Annotated in this window: 17 protein-coding genes; 8 read left to right on the forward strand and 9 right to left on the reverse strand. The window is 71.6% G+C overall.

Annotated elements, in window-relative coordinates; genetic code table 11:
• The first annotated feature begins 110 nt into the window (after positions 1-110).
• Positions 111-1076, forward strand: coding sequence for a LacI family DNA-binding transcriptional regulator (locus tag QSK31_RS33060; protein ID WP_285688510.1), 966 nt, complete (start codon positions 111-113; stop codon positions 1074-1076).
• Positions 1077-1086: 10 nt separating this feature from the next.
• Here the strand turns inward: QSK31_RS33060 and QSK31_RS33065 are convergent, their stop codons facing one another.
• The 3 genes from QSK31_RS33065 to QSK31_RS33075 form a co-directional block, all read right to left on the reverse strand.
• Entirely contained in the window at positions 1087-1839 is a 753-nt protein-coding gene (locus QSK31_RS33065) for an alpha/beta fold hydrolase (RefSeq protein WP_285688511.1), read from the reverse strand.
• A 122-nt stretch (positions 1840-1961) separates the two neighbouring features.
• Positions 1962-3080 carry an IS630 family transposase gene (locus QSK31_RS33070; protein ID WP_285688512.1) on the reverse strand — a complete coding sequence of 373 codons (1119 nt, stop codon included), beginning with the start codon at positions 3078-3080 and terminating at the stop codon, positions 1962-1964.
• A gap of 470 nt (positions 3081-3550) precedes the next feature.
• Complete coding sequence (locus QSK31_RS33075) at positions 3551-5110, reverse strand: MDR family MFS transporter (protein ID WP_285688513.1); 1560 nt, start codon at positions 5108-5110, stop codon at positions 3551-3553.
• Positions 5111-5200: 90 nt separating this feature from the next.
• Here QSK31_RS33075 and QSK31_RS33080 point away from each other — a divergent pair, with 90 nt between their 5' ends.
• Complete coding sequence (locus QSK31_RS33080; protein WP_285688514.1) at positions 5201-5788, forward strand: TetR/AcrR family transcriptional regulator; 588 nt, start codon at positions 5201-5203, stop codon at positions 5786-5788.
• Positions 5789-5843: 55 nt separating this feature from the next.
• Here QSK31_RS33080 and QSK31_RS33085 read toward each other — a convergent pair whose 3' ends face one another.
• From QSK31_RS33085 to QSK31_RS33095, 3 genes are all read right to left on the reverse strand, one after another.
• Entirely contained in the window at positions 5844-6962 is a 1119-nt protein-coding gene (locus QSK31_RS33085) for an IS630 family transposase (protein WP_285688512.1), read from the reverse strand.
• 119 nt (positions 6963-7081) lie between these two features.
• Positions 7082-8638 (reverse strand): glycosyltransferase family 39 protein, encoded by a 1557-nt coding sequence (locus QSK31_RS33090; RefSeq protein ID WP_285688515.1) that lies wholly within the window; start codon positions 8636-8638, stop codon positions 7082-7084.
• Positions 8635-9837, reverse strand: coding sequence for a glycosyltransferase family protein (locus tag QSK31_RS33095; RefSeq protein ID WP_285688516.1), 1203 nt, complete (start codon positions 9835-9837; stop codon positions 8635-8637). The genes QSK31_RS33090 and QSK31_RS33095 overlap by 4 nt, the downstream gene beginning before the upstream one ends.
• 169 nt (positions 9838-10006) lie before the next feature.
• Here QSK31_RS33095 and QSK31_RS33100 point away from each other — a divergent pair, with 169 nt between their 5' ends.
• Positions 10007-10480, forward strand: a complete 474-nt coding sequence (locus QSK31_RS33100) for a hypothetical protein (protein ID WP_285688518.1) — start codon at positions 10007-10009, stop codon at positions 10478-10480.
• A 99-nt stretch (positions 10481-10579) separates the two neighbouring features.
• Here QSK31_RS33100 and QSK31_RS33105 read toward each other — a convergent pair whose 3' ends face one another.
• Entirely contained in the window at positions 10580-13453 is a 2874-nt protein-coding gene (locus tag QSK31_RS33105; RefSeq protein WP_285688519.1) for an AfsR/SARP family transcriptional regulator, read from the reverse strand.
• 597 nt (positions 13454-14050) lie between these two features.
• Here QSK31_RS33105 and QSK31_RS33110 point away from each other — a divergent pair.
• Positions 14051-14707, forward strand: a complete 657-nt coding sequence (locus tag QSK31_RS33110; RefSeq protein ID WP_285688520.1) for a polysaccharide deacetylase family protein — start codon at positions 14051-14053, stop codon at positions 14705-14707.
• A 107-nt stretch (positions 14708-14814) separates the two neighbouring features.
• Positions 14815-15885, forward strand: a complete 1071-nt coding sequence (locus QSK31_RS33115; protein WP_285688521.1) for a CaiB/BaiF CoA transferase family protein — start codon at positions 14815-14817, stop codon at positions 15883-15885.
• Between the two features lie 25 nt (positions 15886-15910).
• Here the strand turns inward: QSK31_RS33115 and QSK31_RS33120 are convergent, their stop codons facing one another.
• Positions 15911-16654: a class I SAM-dependent methyltransferase gene (locus QSK31_RS33120; RefSeq protein ID WP_285688522.1), complete on the reverse strand. Its 744-nt coding sequence runs from the start codon at positions 16652-16654 to the stop codon at positions 15911-15913.
• A complete protein-coding gene (locus tag QSK31_RS33125; RefSeq protein ID WP_285688523.1) occupies positions 16651-17082 on the reverse strand; it encodes a cupin domain-containing protein in 432 nt (143 codons plus the stop codon). Before QSK31_RS33125 ends, QSK31_RS33120 begins: the two co-directional genes overlap by 4 nt.
• A gap of 112 nt (positions 17083-17194) precedes the next feature.
• Here QSK31_RS33125 and QSK31_RS33130 point away from each other — a divergent pair, with 112 nt between their 5' ends.
• From QSK31_RS33130 to QSK31_RS33140, 3 genes are all read left to right on the forward strand, one after another.
• Positions 17195-17641 carry a nuclear transport factor 2 family protein gene (locus QSK31_RS33130; RefSeq protein WP_285688524.1) on the forward strand — a complete coding sequence of 149 codons (447 nt, stop codon included), beginning with the start codon at positions 17195-17197 and terminating at the stop codon, positions 17639-17641.
• 11 nt (positions 17642-17652) lie between these two features.
• On the forward strand, positions 17653-18264 hold the full coding sequence (locus QSK31_RS33135) for a TetR/AcrR family transcriptional regulator (RefSeq protein WP_285688525.1): 612 nt from the start codon (positions 17653-17655) through the stop codon (positions 18262-18264).
• Between the two features lie 122 nt (positions 18265-18386).
• Entirely contained in the window at positions 18387-18917 is a 531-nt protein-coding gene (locus tag QSK31_RS33140; RefSeq protein WP_285688622.1) for a DUF2267 domain-containing protein, read from the forward strand.
• Positions 18918-18976: the final 59 nt, after the last annotated feature.

An 18976-nucleotide genomic window follows, 5' to 3' on the forward strand; every position in this document is an offset into this window, starting at 1 on the left:
CCGACGTGACCTCGGCGGCGCCCCCGTGCGCGGCGACGAGCCTGACGGTCCGGCGTACGCGAACCTGACGGTTGCCTGACGGTCTGTCCCCTCCCCGGCATGATGGGGGCGTGAAGGCGGCGACTATCTACGAGGTGGCGCAGCGGGCCGGCGTGTCCATCGCCACCGTGTCGCGGGCGTTGCGCGGCTCGGAGCTGGTCACCGAGGCGACCCGGGCCAGGGTGCGGGCGGCGGCCGCGGAGCTGCGCTTCACCCCGAACCGGTCGGGGCGCTCGCTCGCCGAGGGCCGGCACGCGGCCAACGGGATCGTGTTCCCGGAGCTGGTCGGGCCGTACTACGCCGAGGTCGTCCTGGGCTACGAGGAGGCAGCCGCCGGGTTCGGCAGCAGCGTCCTGATCCTGGCCACCCTCCGCCGCCCGGATGCCGCCGACGCGGTGCGGGAGCTGGCCGGGCGGGTCGACGGCCTGGCGATCATGGGGCAGTCGGTCGGCGACGACGTGGTCGAGGAGATCGCGGCGACCGGGCTGCCGTTGGTCCTGCTCGCCCGTGACCCGGTGTCCGGCGTGGACACCATCCGCACCCGCAACGAGGGCACCGCCGCCTCGCTGACCGAGCATCTGCTCGGCCACGGCTACCGCAGCTTCGCGTTCCTCGGCGACCCCGAGGCCTCCCCCGACGTCGCCGGCCGCTATGCGGGGCTGTCCGCCGCGCTCGCCGCGCACGGACTGGACGCTCCTCAGCCCGTACCCTGCGGCCTTGATCTGGAAAGTGGCCGCAAGGCCGCGCTGAAACTCCTGCGCGACCCGCCGGAAGCCATCGTCGGCGCGAACGACGAGGTTGCCCTGGGCGTCCACCTGGCCGCGCTCGACGCGTCGGCCGCCGTCGCCATCACCGGCTGGGACGACCTGCTCGCCGCCCGGTTCGCCGGCTTGACCACGGTCGCGCAGCCGATGCGCGAACTCGGCGCGACCGCGGCCCGATGGCTGCACGAGCGCATCGCGGCGCCGCCCCCGAAACCGCGGCGCCGCGTCCTGCCGACGCAGCTCGTGGTCCGGAGCAGCTGCGGCGAGCACTGAGGCGGCTGACTTACCGGCCGTCCCAGAAATCCGACAGCATGCCGGCGGCCCGGGCGGGGTCCTGGAGCATCCACCAGTGGCCGAGCCCGTCGAGGTCGACGGCACGGGCGCCGGCGCGCTGGGCGGCGCGGTGACGGAGGGCGACGCTCCCGGCGGTGAGGTCGGCGGTGGCGACGGGAACCAAACCGGGCCGGGCAGCGGCCGCGGGTAGCGTGCGTCCCCGTTCGGCCAGCAGATTCTCCGGTACGGAGCGGTACAGCGACAGGATGGCCCTGCCCATCTCGGGGCCCTGCCCGAGGGCTACCTCGCCGGCCGCCGGCTCCGGGATGCCCCACGCGACCATGCGTGCCGTTCGCGCGGCGAGGTCGCCGGAGAAGGTCTCCTCGATGTGGCGTTCCCCGTCGCCCGGCGTCTGCCAGATCCTCGCGATCTCGTGCCACGTGAAGTCCGGCTCGTATCCGCCGATGGTGTCGCTGACCCAGCTGCGCAGCAGATCCGGACGGGACATCGCCACTTCCAGCACGTAACCGCCGCCGAAGTCGTGACCCACCAGGTCAACCGGGGCACTGAACCGCGACAGCTCGTCGATGAGCCAGTCCCGATAGCCGAGGAAGGTGGCGCCGAAGCCCGCGGGGAGAACGGCGCCGAAGCCGGGCGGCGAGAGCCGGACCACGTCCCGCTGCTGGGATTCGGGCAACTCGGCGATCAGCGGCGTCCACACCGCGGAGGTCACCGGGACGCCGTGGACGAAGACAATGGTCATACGCGGAATGACAGCACCGGGCCGGCGTGGGCGTCCAAGACCTGTTCCGCACGACGTCATGCGGGACGTGCATGACGACCTGGCTAGTGCGTTGTCCACGAACGTTTGCCGGGTCTGACCCGTCAGGCGGCCTTGGTCCGAGGCCGGCCCCAGCGTTGTCGGCGTTCGCTGCGGATGCGGGCTCGTTCCCGGCGTTGTGCTGCGAGGACGTCGGGATGGCGGGCGTTGGCGTTGCGCCAGCGCAGGTATTTCTGCAGCTTGCGAGCCAGGACGGTGTGGTTCGGGTGGTTCGAGTTGGCCATGGTGAACATGCGTAGCGGTCCGAACTGCGCCTCGATCGGGTTCGCCCAGGACGCGCTGGTCGGCGTCAGACAGAGCTCGACCTTGTTGCGGGCCGCCCAGGCTCGGATCATCGGGGTCTTGTTCGCCGACAGGTTGTCCAGGATGACGTAGATCGGTGCGCCGTCCGGCCGCGTTCTGCGGATTGATTTGAGCGCGGACAGGGTGTGATCTGCGCCTTTGCGTCGCCGGTTCACGCCCCAGAACTGGTCGTCGCCGAGGCTGTAGCAGCCGTGGAAGTACCGGATGCCGTGCGTGCGATGGTAGGTCGCCGGCAGCCGGTCCGGGTGCGACTGCGCTGCCCAGCCGCGGCCGTGGTGCGGGCGGATCGACAGCGGACCGAACTGGTCGAACGCGAAACACCGGGTCGAGAACTTGCTGGTGACTTCCTCGATCCGGTCGAGCTTGGTGTCGAAGTCCGGGTCCTTGGATTCCTTCCAGGTCCGGGTCCGCTGCCAGCTGACCTCGTTGGCGCGCAGGATCTGCCGCAGCCGTTCCCGGCCGACCACGACTGGACGGGCGGCGTCGGTGGCCAGGTAGTCGGCGAGTTTGCGCAGGCTCCAGCAGGTGAAGGGCCGCCCGAGCGTGCTCGGGCGGGCCTTGGCCGTCGCGACGATGAACTTTTCATCGTCGTGGTTGATCCGGCGGGGACGGCCTCCCGCCCACTGAGGGTCCAGCGCGCGAAGACCGATCTCGTTAAACGAGTGGATCACGTCGCGGACGGTGTCCTCGTGCCCGGCGATCAGGTTCGCGATCGCTGGGACGGGTGTCCCGGAGGCGGACGCCATGATGATCAACGCCCGGCGCACCCGGACCGAGTCATGCTTGCCTCTACGGACGAGTTGTTGCAGCTTGTGGCCTTCTTCTTGCGTCAACCGCCGTGCCCTGACCGGCTCCGCCAAACCGCCACCTCACTCTCAACGACCGGTATTACCGCCGTTGAGAGTGAGCCTTCGGCAACGACTACCTGCGGACGTGCACCGGTGTGTCGCCGACCCGGTGAACGTTCGTGGTCAACGCACTAGCGGCGTAGGCCCGAGCGACAGCTGGGCCACTGACAGGCGGACGCTGGTGGCTGCAGCGCCGTCTTCCTGGGTGGCGATCCGGACGACGATAACGAGCTCTATTTTGACCTGTATCTGGAGAAGACCAAGGCGAGCGAAGTCAACGAGGTCAATCTGGGCTGGCGCCCGAAAGCCGGGGAACTGCTCTGGAATCCGGACCTTCAGCAGCCGAAACGCTCCGAGAACGGTTCCTGGAACGTTCTGCTACTGCCCGGACCCTCGCACCGCCGAATCCGTTGCGCCTTCTGCATCAACCTGCATCAACGGCGGGGCCGGGGGCTCGGCGCGAGCAAGCCCCCGGCCCCGGCTCAGTGCGCGTTGGCCGGCGCCTGCCCGGTCGGGATCTCGGCCTTCGGCGCATCGGCGAAGCCGCGCAGCGGGACGTGCTTGATGAACAGCGCGACCACGATGCCGACCGCCGCAACGATCGCGCCGAGGATGAAGGCGGCCTGGATGCCGTCGCTCACGCCGAGTTGGAAGGCGTGCCGGATCGGCTCGGGCAGGGCCCGCAGCATGGCCGGGGTCATCGCCGCGGCCGAACCGCTGCCGGTCGCCCGGGACGCCGCGACGCCGGCGTTCTCGGTGAAGGTGTCTAGCAGCCGGTTGATGTAGAGCGTGCTCAGCAACGAGACGCCGAGCGAGCCGCCCATGTTGCGCACGAAGGTGGCCGCGCCGGTCGCCGCGCCGATCGCGTTGATCGGGGAGCTGTTCTGCGCGATCAGCATGGTGGTCTGCATCAGGCAGCCCATGCCAGCGCCGAGCACGACCATGAACAGGCCGGTCATGAATCGCGAAGTGCCGACGTCCATGGTGGCGAACAGCGCCAGGCCGCCGGTCATCAGCACGGTGCCGACGATCACGAGCGCCCGGTAGTGCCCGGTGCGGGTGAGTAGCTGACCGCCGACCAACGAGACGGCCAACGCGGCGAGCATCATCGGCATCAGCAGCAGGCCGCTGTTGGTGGCCGAGGCGCCCTGCACGTACTGCTGGAACTGCGGGAGCAGGGTGAGGCCGCCGAACATCGCGAAGCCGACGATCAGGCTGAGCGCGCCGGCCAGCACGAAGTTGCGGTTCGCGAACACCGACAGCGGCATGATCGGCTCGGCGGCGCGCCGCTCGACCACGATGAAAGCGGCCAGACCGGCGACGGTGACCGTGGCCAGGCCGAGGATCTGCGGGGAGGCCCAGGCGTACTCGGTGCCGCCCCAGGTGGTGATCAGCACGAGCGCAGTGATCCAGACGCTGAGCAGGGCCACGCCGAGCCAGTCGATGGTCACCTTCCCGGCGCCGCGCGGCAGCTTGGCCAGCACGAACCAGCAGACCGCGAGCGCGACCACGCCGAGCGGCAGGTTGACGTAGAACGCCCAGCGCCAGTCCAGGTTGTCGGTGATGAAGCCGCCGACCAGCGGGCCGCCGATCAACGCGACCGGCATGACGCCCATCGTCACGCCCTGGTACTTGCCGCGCTCGCGCGGCGGGACGATGTCGGCCAGCACCGCCATGACGCCGACCATCAGGCCACCGGCGCCGAGGCCCTGCAGGGCGCGGAAGGCGATCAGCTCGCCCATGTTCTGCGACATGCCGCAGAGGGCCGAGCCGACCAGGAAGATCGCGATCGAGCTGAGGAAGGTGATCCGGCGGCCGAGCAGGTCACCGAGCTTGCCCCAGATCGGGGTGGCGACGGTGGAGGCGAGCACGTAGCCGGTGGTCACCCAGCCCAGGTGGTCCAGGCCGTGCAGTTCGCCGACGATCGTGGGCAGCGCGGGCGCCACGATCATGTTGTCGAGCATGGCGAGCAGCATCGCGATCACGAGGCCGCTCATGGTGACAATGATTTCGCGATGAGTGAAGCGGGCGGGTTGGGTCACGGCGAGTTCCTTCGGTAGTCTTACTTACCGGCCGGTTAAGACCCTAACTTGCCGACCGGTAAGTTGGCAACGAGGAAGGGCTGGGCAGCGATGGCAGTGGCAGGCCAGCGGCGGGGCGCCGACACGAAGGCGGAGATCCGCAAGGTGGCCATCGAACTGTTCACCGAGCGCGGCTACGAGGCCACCTCCCTGCGCGAGATCGCCGAGCGGCTGGGCATCACCAAGGCCGCGCTCTATTACCACTACAGCAGCAAGGAGAGCATCGTCCGGTCCATCTTCGAGGCCCACCTCGAGGCGCTGGACGAGCTCACCGCCTGGGCCCGCGAGCAGCCGCCCGGCCCGGAGCTACGCGCCCGGGCCGTCGACCGGATGGTCGACCTCGGCATCGGCAGCGGCATGGCCGTGATGAGGTTCGCGATGGCCAACCAGCACGTGATCCGCGAGCTGCACGACGAGAAGGGCCGGGAGAACGTGTTCGGCAAGATGACCGAGCTGTTCGACATCCTGACCGGCCCGGACGCCCCGATCGCCGAGGTGCTGCGGGTCCGGGCCGCGCTGCTCAGCGTCAGCCTGGTGCTGATGTCCTCGCGTGGCCTTGACGCCTCCGAGGCCGAGATCATCGCCGCCGCCCGCGACATCGCCCACACCCTGATCGGCAGCGGAAAACCCGCGGCGTGACCGGGCCGGACCGCTGCTAGTGCGTTGTCCACGAACGTTTGCCGGGTCTGACCCGTCAGGCGGCCTTGGTCCGAGGCCGGCCCCAGCGTTGTCGGCGTTCGCTGCGGATGCGGGCTCGTTCCCGGCGTTGTGCTGCGAGGACGTCGGGATGGCGGGCGTTGGCGTTGCGCCAGCGCAGGTATTTCTGCAGCTTGCGAGCCAGGACGGTGTGGTTCGGGTGGTTCGAGTTGGCCATGGTGAACATGCGTAGCGGTCCGAACTGCGCCTCGATCGGGTTCGCCCAGGACGCGCTGGTCGGCGTCAGACAGAGCTCGACCTTGTTGCGGGCCGCCCAGGCTCGGATCATCGGGGTCTTGTTCGCCGACAGGTTGTCCAGGATGACGTAGATCGGTGCGCCGTCCGGCCGCGTTCTGCGGATTGATTTGAGCGCGGACAGGGTGTGATCTGCGCCTTTGCGTCGCCGGTTCACGCCCCAGAACTGGTCGTCGCCGAGGCTGTAGCAGCCGTGGAAGTACCGGATGCCGTGCGTGCGATGGTAGGTCGCCGGCAGCCGGTCCGGGTGCGACTGCGCTGCCCAGCCGCGGCCGTGGTGCGGGCGGATCGACAGCGGACCGAACTGGTCGAACGCGAAACACCGGGTCGAGAACTTGCTGGTGACTTCCTCGATCCGGTCGAGCTTGGTGTCGAAGTCCGGGTCCTTGGATTCCTTCCAGGTCCGGGTCCGCTGCCAGCTGACCTCGTTGGCGCGCAGGATCTGCCGCAGCCGTTCCCGGCCGACCACGACTGGACGGGCGGCGTCGGTGGCCAGGTAGTCGGCGAGTTTGCGCAGGCTCCAGCAGGTGAAGGGCCGCCCGAGCGTGCTCGGGCGGGCCTTGGCCGTCGCGACGATGAACTTTTCATCGTCGTGGTTGATCCGGCGGGGACGGCCTCCCGCCCACTGAGGGTCCAGCGCGCGAAGACCGATCTCGTTAAACGAGTGGATCACGTCGCGGACGGTGTCCTCGTGCCCGGCGATCAGGTTCGCGATCGCTGGGACGGGTGTCCCGGAGGCGGACGCCATGATGATCAACGCCCGGCGCACCCGGACCGAGTCATGCTTGCCTCTACGGACGAGTTGTTGCAGCTTGTGGCCTTCTTCTTGCGTCAACCGCCGTGCCCTGACCGGCTCCGCCAAACCGCCACCTCACTCTCAACGACCGGTATTACCGCCGTTGAGAGTGAGCCTTCGGCAACGACTACCTGCGGACGTGCACCGGTGTGTCGCCGACCCGGTGAACGTTCGTGGTCAACGCACTAGCGGCGGTAGAGCAGGATCGAATGGCCGACCTCGCCGATCGGGGTGCTGGTGGCGATCAGGTCGCGCAGCGGCTGGCGGGCGCCCGGGATGCTGCGCGACGACACCGCCAGCAGGCCGTGGACCTCGGATGCCGGGACCTTCAGCGGGTCGCGCGCGGTGATGCCGTAGTACGCCGGGTCGCCGCTGCCCCGGTACGCCAGCCACACCTGCTCGCCGGGGTGGTCGCGGCGTAACTCCTCGGCGAGGCGGCCCAGGTCCTGGCCCCAGTCGGCGTTCGAGTCGCTGAGGCGCAGGTGGGTCTTCACCGGGCCGCCGAAGGCCTCGTTGGAGTACGGCAGGTAGTACGGGAACGCCCGGACCGTGCTGACGATCACGAACAGCAGGGCGAGCACCGGCACCACGAGGCGCAGCCGCCGGCGCGGGGCTTCCCGCGGGATGAACACGCAGGCCGCCGCCACGGCCAGGAACACCGGCACCGCGATGGCGTAGCGGACGCCCCAGTCGCGGCCGCCGGTCATGGCCACGGCCAGCAGCAGAAGGGCCGGGGCCAGTACGATCCAGGCCCGCTTGCGGAGAGTGGCCGCCAGGCCCAGGAACAGCAGGCCGAGCGGCTCCTTGATCAGAAGCGCGACCGGCAGGTAGTACCACTTGTGACCGACGTAGTAGTCGCCGAGCAGGAAGGCGCCGTACTCCTTGCCCTCGAGCCCCAGCTGGTAGCGCATGCCGTCGCGGAACGGGCGCGGAAACGGCAGGAACTGGATGAGCTGGCCGCGCTCGCCCGAATAGGCGCGCGGAGTCCACCGCAGGTGCGGATCCACGGCCAGGTAACACACCCACACCACGGCGATCGCGATCACCACCACACCGGCCGCTCCGGCCAGGCCACGCAGAACCGAGCGGCGGTCCAGGGAACGGCCGATCCACCACAGTGCGATCAGGGGCAGCGCGGCCAGAGCGGTCATCCTGGTGGCGATCGCCGCGCCCAGGGCGACCCCGGCCAGCGGCAGATAGAGCCACGGCCGCCGCCGGGCACGCCACAGCAGCCAGACGGCCGTCAGCAGGAACCCGGCCACCGGCAGGTCGAGCCCGGCCAGCGACCCGTGCGCCAGCACGTCCGGCGTGAACGCGTAAAGCGCGAGCCCGGCCAGTCCCGCCCAGGTGCCGGCCAGGTCGCGGGCGAAGAGGAACACGACCAGTCCGAACAGCATGGTCAGCACGATCATCGGCAGGCGCGCCAGGAACAGGATCCGGTCGGCGTCGTTGCCGTTCTGGTAGAGCACGGCGTCGCCGAGAGCCCACTGGCTGCGCGGCAGGGGCTCCGGCAGGCGTACGTCCGCGAAAGCGAGGCCCGCGCCCATCACCAGCTTGGCCAGCGGCGGGTGCTCATGGTTGTAGGCCAGGCTGTGCCGCTCGACGATGACCGCGGCGGCGCCGACGTACACCGGCTCGTCCGAACTCGCGGTCTGTTCGCGCGCGGCGGTGACCATCGCGACGGCCATCCAGGCGAACAGCAGGACCATCCCGGCGGCCACCACCGCCCTTCGCAGGATCACGGCGAGTAGGTCCAGGTCAGGCCGAGGTAGACGCCGTAGCCCGCGGAGATCAAGGTCAACAAGGTCAAGACCGGGATCATCACGGTACGCCGGGCCGACGCGAGCGCCGCGGCCACGGGAAGCAGCAGCGGGAACGCCGGGATCAGCAGCCGCGCCTTGGAGTTGAAGTAGCTGTCGCCGAAGAACGCCAGGCCGACGATCAGCGCGGCATAGACCGTGAGCTCCCACGGGACGCGGCGATCCGTGGCGGCGGCGACCAGCAGGGTGATCGCGATCAGCAGCACCAGCACCACCATGTACAGGGCGAGCGGGGAGCTCTTCGTGAGCAGCCCCGACGCCGTCGTCACGGTGTACCCGCCCAGGTCGTACCCCATCCGCCAGGCGTCGTTCTGGACGTGGAAGTAGCCGTCGGCGCGGCCGAGGCGCTCACCGACCCACGCCACGTACCCGAGGAAGCCGAGCGGAGCGAGGAACGCGGCCAGCCAGGGCCGCCAGCCGTCCCGGCGGCGGATCACGGCGATCAGCGCGGCCAGCCCGACCACCGCGATGATCGCCGCGCCGGTGGGCCGGGTCAGACCGGCGAACAGGCAGAGCAGGCCGGCGGTCAGCCACCGCCGGCGCAGCAGGGCGAACAGCGACCAGGCGGCGAGCGCGGTGAACAGGGTCTCCGTGTAGCCCATCGACTCGACGAACGCGTGCGGCAGCACCGCCCACAGCCCGGCGAGCAGCACGCCGGTCCGCCTGTCCCGCACCTGCGCGCCGACCGCGAACAGGCCCCACGCGGCGGCCAGGCCGGCCAGCCAGGAGGCGGCGATGCCCGCGCTGCCCGCCCCGCCGGGCACGATCGGGTCCAGGGCCGCGGTCAGCCCGGGGAACAGCGGGAAGAAGGCCAGGTTCGTGGTGGCCAGCCCGCCGTCGGGGCGCAGCGGGATGGCGGCGTCGTATCCGCGCTCGACGATGCCCGCGTACCAGATCGCGTCGTACTTGCCGAGCAACGCCCAGAGGTCCTTGCCGGACGAAGCCGCGTACGCCCAGGCGACCGCCAGGCAGACCAGCCGCAGCCCGGCGTAGAGCGCGACCGCCGGCCAGGCCGCGAACCGTGCCTGACGAGGCGGCGGCGAGGCGGTCTCGTCCGGCTCGCCCGGCCGTTGGCGCGGCACTCTGAGCGAGGTCTCAGCCCCCGTTGGTGCCAGCGACATCGGAACTCCTCCGAAGGTGAGCATGGATCGCGGGAGTCAATCACCTGGCGGCCGGGCGACGCAACGCAGCCGGACAAACCAGGACCACCCGGCCACCGCCCCACGGCCGAAGGTCGGAGACCGTATCGTCATCCTCCACACAGCGAGCGACGTGGTGCGGGGGGCCTTGGTGCGATTCGGTGTCACCGGTCATCGGATTCTGCCGCCTCGGGTCGCCGAGTACGCGGCCGACCGCTGGGCCCACGAGCTGCCCGCCGGCGGCCGGTTCCACGGCGTCTCCAGCCTGGCCGACGGCGCCGACCAGCTCTTCGCCGCGCACGTGCTGGCCGCCGCCGGCAAGCTGCACGTGGTCGTGCCGTGTCAGGGCTACGCCGGGTCGCTGATCTCCGACGACAGCCGGACCCGCTTCGAGGAGTACCGCCGGGCCGCCAGCACCGAGGTCACGCTGCCCTTCCCGGAGCCGTCCGAGCAGGCGTTCCTCGCCGCGGGCAAGGCCATGGTGGACGCTTGCGACCACGTCTTCGCGGTCTGGGACGGCCGACCGGCGCGAGGCGTGGGCGGAACCGGTGACGTCGTCGCCTACGCCCGGGAACGCGGCCGCCCGGTGACCATCCTGTGGGTGGACGGCATCGTGCGGGACTGAACGCCCCGCCGTGATCGCCGCCCTCCGGCCCGAACCGTAACGAGGAGAACGAACGTTCTCTCCTCAACGGAAAGAACGTTCAATCTCTTTATTACGCCCTCAGAGGGACTGCTGGGCGCGGCCCTGCTCGTAGCGGTCGCCGATCTCCAGAGCCAGCGCCAGCGCCTCGTCGTGCAGGCGGCGGGACTCGGCCGGGTCGCCCGCGGCGTGCAGCACCTGGCCGAGGTCGTTGAGCGCCTCGGCCTCGCTGGCCCGGTCGCCGATCCGGCGGTGCAGCGTCACGGCCAGGCGCAGGTGCTCGGCCGCCTCGTCGAGCCGGCCGGCCCGGGACAGGATCGCGGCCAGGTCGGTGAGCACGTACGCCTCGCCGGTGCGGTCCTCCGCCAGCCGGACCGCCGCGAGGCTCTCCTCCAGCCGGGCGGCGATCGGCTCCAGCGGGTCGGCGCGGTGCGGCAGGCGGGCGAGCAGCGACAGCACGTACGCCTCGCTGAACCCCTCGCCCAGCCGCGCGTAGATCTCCAGCGCGGCCAGGAGGCGTTTCTCCGCGCCGGTGTGGTCGCCGAGCCGCTCGTCGACCAGGCCGAGCCGGACCAGCGCGTCGGCCTCCCCCGCCTCGTCGTTCACCTGCCCGTACAGCGCCCCGGCCTGCTGGTAGTGGTCGGCCGCCTGCCGGTAGTCGCCCAGCCGCCAGTGCACGCTGCCCAGGTTGCGCAACGCCAGCGCCTGCGCGGCGTGCTCGCCCAGGTCGGCGTAGAGCACCAGGGCCTGCCGGTAGGTCGCGGCGGCCCGCTCCAGGTGGCCCTGCCGCCGGTGCAGGCGGCCCAGGTTGGACAGTGCGCGGGCCTGCGCCTCGCGGTCGCCGGCCGACCGGGCGGCGGTCACCGCGGACGCCGTGACGGTCACCGCCTCGGCGACCGGGCCACCGGCGTCGAGGTAGCGGAACAGCGTCTCGGCGAGCGCGACGGTGTGCTGGTGCCAGCCGTGCGCGGCGCCGTACGTGCAGGCCGCGGCCAGGTTGGGGCGTTCCGCCTCGATCCACCGGCGGGCAGCGTCCGAGTCGGCGGAGTGGAGAGAGGAGCCGTCGGGGTAGAGCGCGCCCATCGCCGCCACGGAACCCGCCAGGTAGTGGTCGAACATCCGGCCCAGGGCCGCCGACCGCTCCGGTTCCGGGTCGTGCGTCCCGGCCAGTTCCGCCGCGTACGCCCGCAGCAGATCGTGCATGCCGTACCGGCTGCCGGCGCTGGCCTGCACCAGGCTGGCCCGGACCAGGACGGCGAGCTGGCGGCGGGCCTCGGCCACGGTCGTGCCGGTCAGCGCCGCCACCGCGTCGATGTGCGCGTTGACGCCCGGATGCAGCCCGAGCAGCCGGAACACCCGCGCCGCGGCGGCCGGGAGGTTCTGGTACGACCAGGAGAACACGGCACGTGGGTCGGCCCGCGGGTCGCCCGCGTCCAACAGGTCCAGTCGTTCCTGGTGGTCGCCCAGTTCGGCGACCAGGTCGGCGAGCGGGACGTCGGTGCGGGCCGCGGCCAGTTCGGCGGCGATCCGCAGGGCCAGCGGCAGCCGGGCGCACGCGGCGGCCAGCTCGGTCGCCGCGGCGAGCTCCTGATCGACCCGTGAGCCGATCAGCCGGCGCAGCAGGCCGAGGGCGTCCGGCAGCGGCAGCAGGTCGAGGTTGACCCGTTCCGCGCCGTGCACCGCGACCAGGCCCGGCAGCGAGTCCCGGCTGGTGATCAGGACCAGGCACGAGCCGGTGCCGGGGAGCAGCGGCCGCACCTGCTCCACCGACGAGGCGTTGTCCAGCAGCACCAGCATCCGCCGGCCGGTCAGCTCGGAGCGGTAGCGCCCGGCGCGCTCCTCGACGCCGGGCGGGATCTCCCGCCCGTGCACGCCGAGCGCACTCAGGAAGCCGGCCAGCGCGTCGGCCGCCGCCACCGGCTGCTCGGCGTCGTAGCCGCGCAGGTTGATGTAGAGCTGGCCGTCCGGGAAGGCCTCCCGGACCCGGTGCGCCCAGCGGACGGCCAGCGCGGACTTGCCGACGCCGGGGGTGCCGGAGAGCAGCGCGACCGCGAGCGGTGGCTCCTCGCCGCCGGGCGCGGCGAGCAGGCGGTCCAGGGCGCCGAGTTCCTGGGTACGCCCGGTGAAGGCGCGCACGTCGGCCGGCAGCTGCGCCGGAACCGTGGCGGCGACCGGCGCCGGGGCCGCGCCGGATCGGGCCTCCGGCGCCGTGGCGGCCAGCGTGGGGTCCGCGGCGATGATGCGTTCGTGCAGTTTGCGCAGGGTGGGCCCGGGGTCGCTGCCGAGCTCGTCGGCGAGCCGGCGGCGGATCCGCCGGAACTGCACGTCGGCGTCGGCCTGCCGGCCGGACCGGTAGAGGGCGAGCATCGACTGCTCGGCGAGCCGCTCGTCGAGCGGGTACTCGGTGACCGCGGCGGACAGCAGCGGCAGCAGCTCACCGTGCCGGCCGAGGCGCAGGAGCAGGTCGTTGCGCGTCACCTCGGCGTCGAAGCGCTCGTCGAGCAGCACCTGCCGGAGCGCGGCCACCCACGGCGTGTCCAGCCCGGCCAGGGGTTCGCCGCGCCACAGGCCGAGGGCCTCGATGATCTGCTCGGCGCCCGCCTGCTCCGAGTCGGCGGTCCGGGCCAGGGTGACCAGCCGGCGGAACCGGTGCAGGTCCACCGACTGCGGGCCGGCGGTGAGCAGGTAGCCGCTGGGCTGGCGCTTGATCTCCACGTCCGGGGCGTCCGCGAGGGCGCTCCGCAGTCGCGACAGGTAGCTGTAGAGGGTGCCCGCGACCCGCTGCGGGGTGCCCTCACCCCAGACCCGGTCGATCAGCTGGTCGGCCGGGACGGGCCGGCCGGCCTCGATGAGCAGGACACCCAGCACGTACCGCTGGCGGGCATGGCCCAGGTCGACGGCACGGCCGCCGATCCTGGCCTCCACCGCGCCGAGCACGCCGAACTCCGCGGTCAACTGCCCTTTGCACATCCTCTCGTGTCCATGTCGACCAGGGGATTCAAGATTCCCTCAAGGCCGGACACGAGTCTCCCACGCTTCGTCCAAGGTCCGCCGCCCACTATTGACCATGTTGCAGGCAGCCAGGTCCCCGCCCGGTTGAGTACGGGGGAATCGGGAGGGGACCTGCCTGCGGCAACGGCAGCAGTTGGGGGCTGGATCCTGTCGGGAAACCTGTCCGAGGCGTGTGTTGCCCCTCCGTCTCGGGTGGGTTTCCCCACAGGGTCCAGGTGCCGCGTTCTCCAGATCGAGCAGATCGATCACCCGAGCCGCATAGCGTCAGGGTATGCAGTCGGTCACTCATCGACGTGCCACGATCGAGGTACCCCCGCGACGTATTCGCGGGTTTGATCCTGCTTGGTACGTTCCCGCGTCGTGAGGATCGACGTGAGTAAGCACTTGACGCGACGACGCCTCCTCGGTGCCGGAGCGGTCGTCGGGGCGCTCGCCCTGGGCGGCTCTGCCTCCGCGTCGCAGACCCCGTCGCCAGGGCAACCCCGCGCCACGGCCACACCGCGGCCGACGAAACCACCCCGCAAGCCTCGGGCGAGACCGGTGGCGCTGCCGGTGCTGAAGCAGCCGGTGTCCACGCTCGCCGACTACCGGCGCGCGGTGGGCGGCCCGGCCTTCCCCAGCCATGCGATCGCGCTGACCATCGACGACGGGCCGCACCCGGTCTGGACGCCGAAGATCCTGCGGCTGCTCCGCAAGCACCACGCGCCGGCGCTCTTCTGCATGATCGGCAACCAGGTGCTCGGCCACGAGACGACCGCCCGCGACGTGGCCAAGGACGGGCATCATCTCGCCAACCACACCTGGAGCCACCCCACCTTTCTGGGCCGCCGGCGCTACAAGCCGGTGCACAAGGAACTGCACCGCGCCCAGGAGAAGATCTACGACACCACCGGGCAGGCGCCCGTGCTGTTCCGCTCACCCGGCGGGGACTGGTCACCGGCGCTGCTGCGCGCCTCGGCCGGCGACGGGCTCATCCCGCTCGACTGGAACAAGGACCCGCGCGACTGGGACAAGCCCGGCGTCCCGCACATCACCCGGCGCCTGCTGGCGGCGAAACCGGGCGACATCCTGCTCTGCCACGACGGCGGCGGCGACCGGTCACAGACGTACGCGGCGCTGGCCATCGTGATCCCCGCGCTCCAGGCCCGTGGCCTGCGGTTCGTCGCCCTGGACCGCAAACCGCCCACGCACCGGTGAGACAAGCCGGCCGCGCGGGGGTGAGACAAGCCGGCCACGCAGGGGTGAGACAAGCCGGCCACGCACCGGTGAGACAAGCCACCCACGCACCGGTGAGACTGGAGGGCATGGGCCCTCTCCGCGGAGTCAAGGTCGTCGAGCTCGCCGGCCTCGCACCCGGCCCGTTCGGCTGCATGATGCTCGCCGACCTCGGCGCGGACGTCGTCCTGGTGGACCGCCCGTCGGGCACCCCGCCCGCCCTGCTTCGCCGCGGCCGCCGGGTCGTCACCCTCGACCTGCGGACACCCGCCGGCCTCGACGGCCTGCTGAGCCTCGCCGAGCACGCCGACGTCCTGGTCGAGGGCTTCCGGCCGGGGGTCGCCGAGCGGCTCGGTTTCGGCCCCGAGGTCTGCCTGCGGCGCAACCCCATGCTGGTGTACGCCCGGCTGACCGGCTGGGGTCAGGACGGTCCGCTGGCCGCGCGCGCCGGCCACGACATCGACTACCTCGCGGTGGCGGGCGCCCTGTCCCCGCTCGGCCGCAGCGGCGAGCGCCCGCACGCCCCGCACAACCTGCTCGCGGACTTCGCCGGTGGCGGGATGCTGATGGCCGTCGGGGTGCTCGCCGCCCTGCTGGAACGCGAACGCTCCGGCGCCGGGCAGGTGGTCGACGCCGCGATGGTGGACGGGTCGGCGCTGCTCACCACGTTCCTGCACGGCATGATCGGTGCGGGTCGGTGGTCCGGGCCGCGGGGCGCCGACCTGCTGGACGGCGGGGCGCCCTTCTACGACACGTACGCCACGGCCGACGGCTGCTTCATGGCCGTGGGGGCGATCGAGCCGGCCTTCTACGCCGCCCTGCTCGCCGGGCTCGGCCTCGACCCCGCCGACCTTCCCGCGCAGGACGACCGGGGCGGGTGGCCGGTGCTGAGGCAGCGCTTCGCGGAGCGGTTCGCGCGGCGTACCCGGGAGGAATGGACCTTGATCTTCGCCGATCGGGACGCCTGCGTGGCGCCGGTCCTCTCCCCCGCCGAGGCCCCCGCGCACCCGCACGTCCGGGCGCGGGACACGTTCGTGACCGTCGGCGACGAGGTGCAGCCCGCGCCCGCGCCGCGTTTCAGCCGCACCCCGGCGGGACCGCCCGCACCGGCCGGCCCCGCCGAGATCGACGACGTGCTGCGTCAGTGGCGCACGGCCTGAACCGCCACCGCGTGGACGTGCTGCGTCAGTGGCGCACGGCCTGAACCGTCATCGCGTGCGGGCAGTCCAGGTAGGGCTGCCAGAACTCCTCGCCCAGGGCCTCGACGCCACGCCGGGTCACGGCCGGGCCGGACCAGCCGATGCCGGTGAACCCCGCCGCGGTCAGCGCGTCCTCGAGCGCCGCGGCCGACCACACCCACGCGGAGATCGTCTCGTCGAGATCCGCGTAGCAGAGGTCCAGGGTGATCGGGTCCGGGTCGGTGCCGGCGCTGTCGCCGTAGGTGCGGAATCCGTACCGCTCGTAGTAGCCCCGATCCCGGCGCAGGCCCGGGTTGGCCGGGAGGGTCACCAGGCGGCCTCCCGGGCGCAGGGCGCGCGCGGCCGTCCGGCAGAAATCCGCGAGCAGGTCACGGTCCGCCGTGTACGGCAGGACGTACACGGCCAGGACCGCGTCGAACGTCCCGTCCAGCTCGGACGGGACCTGCCCGGCGAGGTACTCGGCGCCGACCGGCACGGCGGCCTCGATGCTCCGGGCGTGTTCGATCATCCCCGCCATCGGGTCCACGCCGACCGCGCGGGCGGCGCCGAGGCGCCTGAGCTGCCGCGTGTAGACGCCGCTGCCGCAGCCGAGGTCGAGAACGGTCTGCCCGGCGACGTCACCGAGGGCGCCGAGCACCGTCGGGATCTCCAGGTGCCGCCGGAACGGCGAGTCGGAGAACGTGTCGTACACCTCGCCGAGCTGATCGAACTGCGCGGCCGGGTCGGTCACTCGAAGTCACAGCCGGGGTTCGGGGCGTCCACGGACAGCGGCGAGCCGGTCGGCAGGACGTAGAGCACCTTCAGGACGACCGGGCCGGTGCCCTTGTTCATGCCGATGTGGATGTTGCGCGGGCCGCCCGGCTCCTGGATGGAGGCGCCGCGCGGGTAGACGCCGTCCGACTCGCAGGTCGCGTCGAAGTGGCTGAGGGTGCCGCGCTTGACCCGGCCGTACAGGTTGCCGTTGTGGAAGTGCCAGCCGGTGGCCTGGCCGGCCGGGATGGTGATCTCCCGCAGGATGTAGTCGGTCTGCCCGACCGTGGTCTGCCAGGTGATCGTGCCGACGACGCCCGGGCCGGGCGGCGTCGCCTGGGCCGGTGTGCCCACCGCCAGGGTCGCTCCCGCCACGATGGCGATGGTCGCGAGTGCCTTGCCCACCATTTGTTACCTCCATGCCCGTATGTCCGTTTCTCAGCATCATAGGGCTCTTGGATTTAGCGACAACTCGTCGTAATCTTTGCGACAGGTTGTCGTATAAAGAAGGAGCCTTCTCATGCAGGCGCTCGCTGATCGTGCCGATCTCATCGAACTGCTCGGGCGGTATGCCGACATCGCGGACCTGAAGGAGTACACCGAGCTGCCCGGCCTCGTCTTCACCGACCCGCTCACCCTCGACTTCTCGTCCGTCGCCGACATCCCGCCGATGACCGTGCCCCTCGCCGGCTACGTCGAGACCCTCCGCGGGGCGTTCGCGCCCTACACCGCGACGCACCACACCATCACCGGTCACGTCGTCACCATCGACGGCGACCGGGCGACGATCCACGCGCATGTCCGCGCCGAGCACTGGCTCCCGGACGAGCCCGCGCGCTGGCTGGTGGTCGGCTTCTACGACAACGAGGCGGTCCGTACCCCGGACGGGTGGCGCCTGAGCCGCGTCAAGCTCACCGCGTCGCACCAGGAGAACGCGCACCTGTCGAGCGCCGCCCTGGCCCGCTAGGGTCTCCTGCCGTGCCGCGGATCCGGGGAGCCAGCATCGAGGAACACCACGAGATGGTGTGGGCCGACCTCGCCGACGCGATGCGGCAGCTGCTGCTCGAGCGGGACTACGACTCGATCACCCTGGGCCACCTCGCGGCGCGGGCGGGGCTCGCGCGCAACACGCTGTACAACTACGCCGGAGACAAGAGCGCGCTGGTCCTGGCGCTGACCCGGCGGGCGGGCCGGCCCGCCATCGACCGGGTGGCGGCGATCGCCGCACGGTCCGCGGACCCGGCCGCGGAGCGGATGCGGGAGATCGTCGAAGCGGTTCTCGAGGCGTTCACCGACCAGGTTCTGCAGCTGATGTTCCGGCCGGGCGCCGGACTGCCGTCCCCCGAGACGCCGAAGGGGCCGGGCAGCCCGTTCCACGAGATCGTGGTCGAGGTGGAGAACGTCGTCCGGGACGGCATCGCGGCCGGCGAGTTCCGCGACGTCGGCGACGTGCGCCTCGCGGTGGAACTGCTCTCCGGGGTGATGCGCTCGGGCGCCGAACACCTCGGCCGCGAACCCGCGACCCTCACGGACACGGTCCGGGCGGCGACGGAGATCGTTCTGGCGTCTCTCGCCCGCCGCCCGGGTTGATCAGTGCTGGTGTGCCCGGGCGGCCGCCCGCCAAACTCCGGGCACATCGTGTGACGGGCGCCGCGTTTGGGGCCTTCAAAGCCGGGTACCCCATCTGTCCGAGATGGAGAGAGACGGTGATCATGCAGCGTGACGATGTAGTTACGCAAGTTCGGATCCGTGCCCGCCTCAATGGCCGCAAGCACGCCCGGAGCGTCATTCGAGCGGTCATGCTCGCGCTGCGACCGGTCATCCCGGACGCGCAGTGGCAGGGCCTCGTGACACAGCTACCGCCCGAGATCGAGGTCGGCGGCGGGCCGGGTACCGGGAGCGGGGACCTCGTCCACGACGTCGCCACCCTGCTGAACACCAGCGAGCACCACGCCGCGTTCTACGCCCGCGTCACCTTCGAGCAACTCAACTCCTACTGCCGCGGGGTCACCCCGGCGGGAATCGCCTCGTCACTTCCGGCCGGGTTGCGTCCGCTGCTCACCGCCCGGGTGGACGATCCGGCGCGCCGCCACCGGCTCGTGCTGCGATCGCTCGGCGCGGCAGTCCCGACGCTGAGCCTCCGTGCGCCGCGCACCGCCCAGCCCGTGGCACGCACGACGGCCACAGTCATCGAGACGACGATCGCGACGACCGCTTCCCAGAAGACGTCCGCATCGAAGTGAGATCGCGAAGCCGGCGCGCCACCTGACGTGACGCGCCGGACCACCGCCTCAGCTCCCGC

It is taken from the genome of Actinoplanes sp. NBRC 103695 (genome assembly GCF_030269485.1).
Classification (GTDB): domain Bacteria; phylum Actinomycetota; class Actinomycetes; order Mycobacteriales; family Micromonosporaceae; genus Actinoplanes.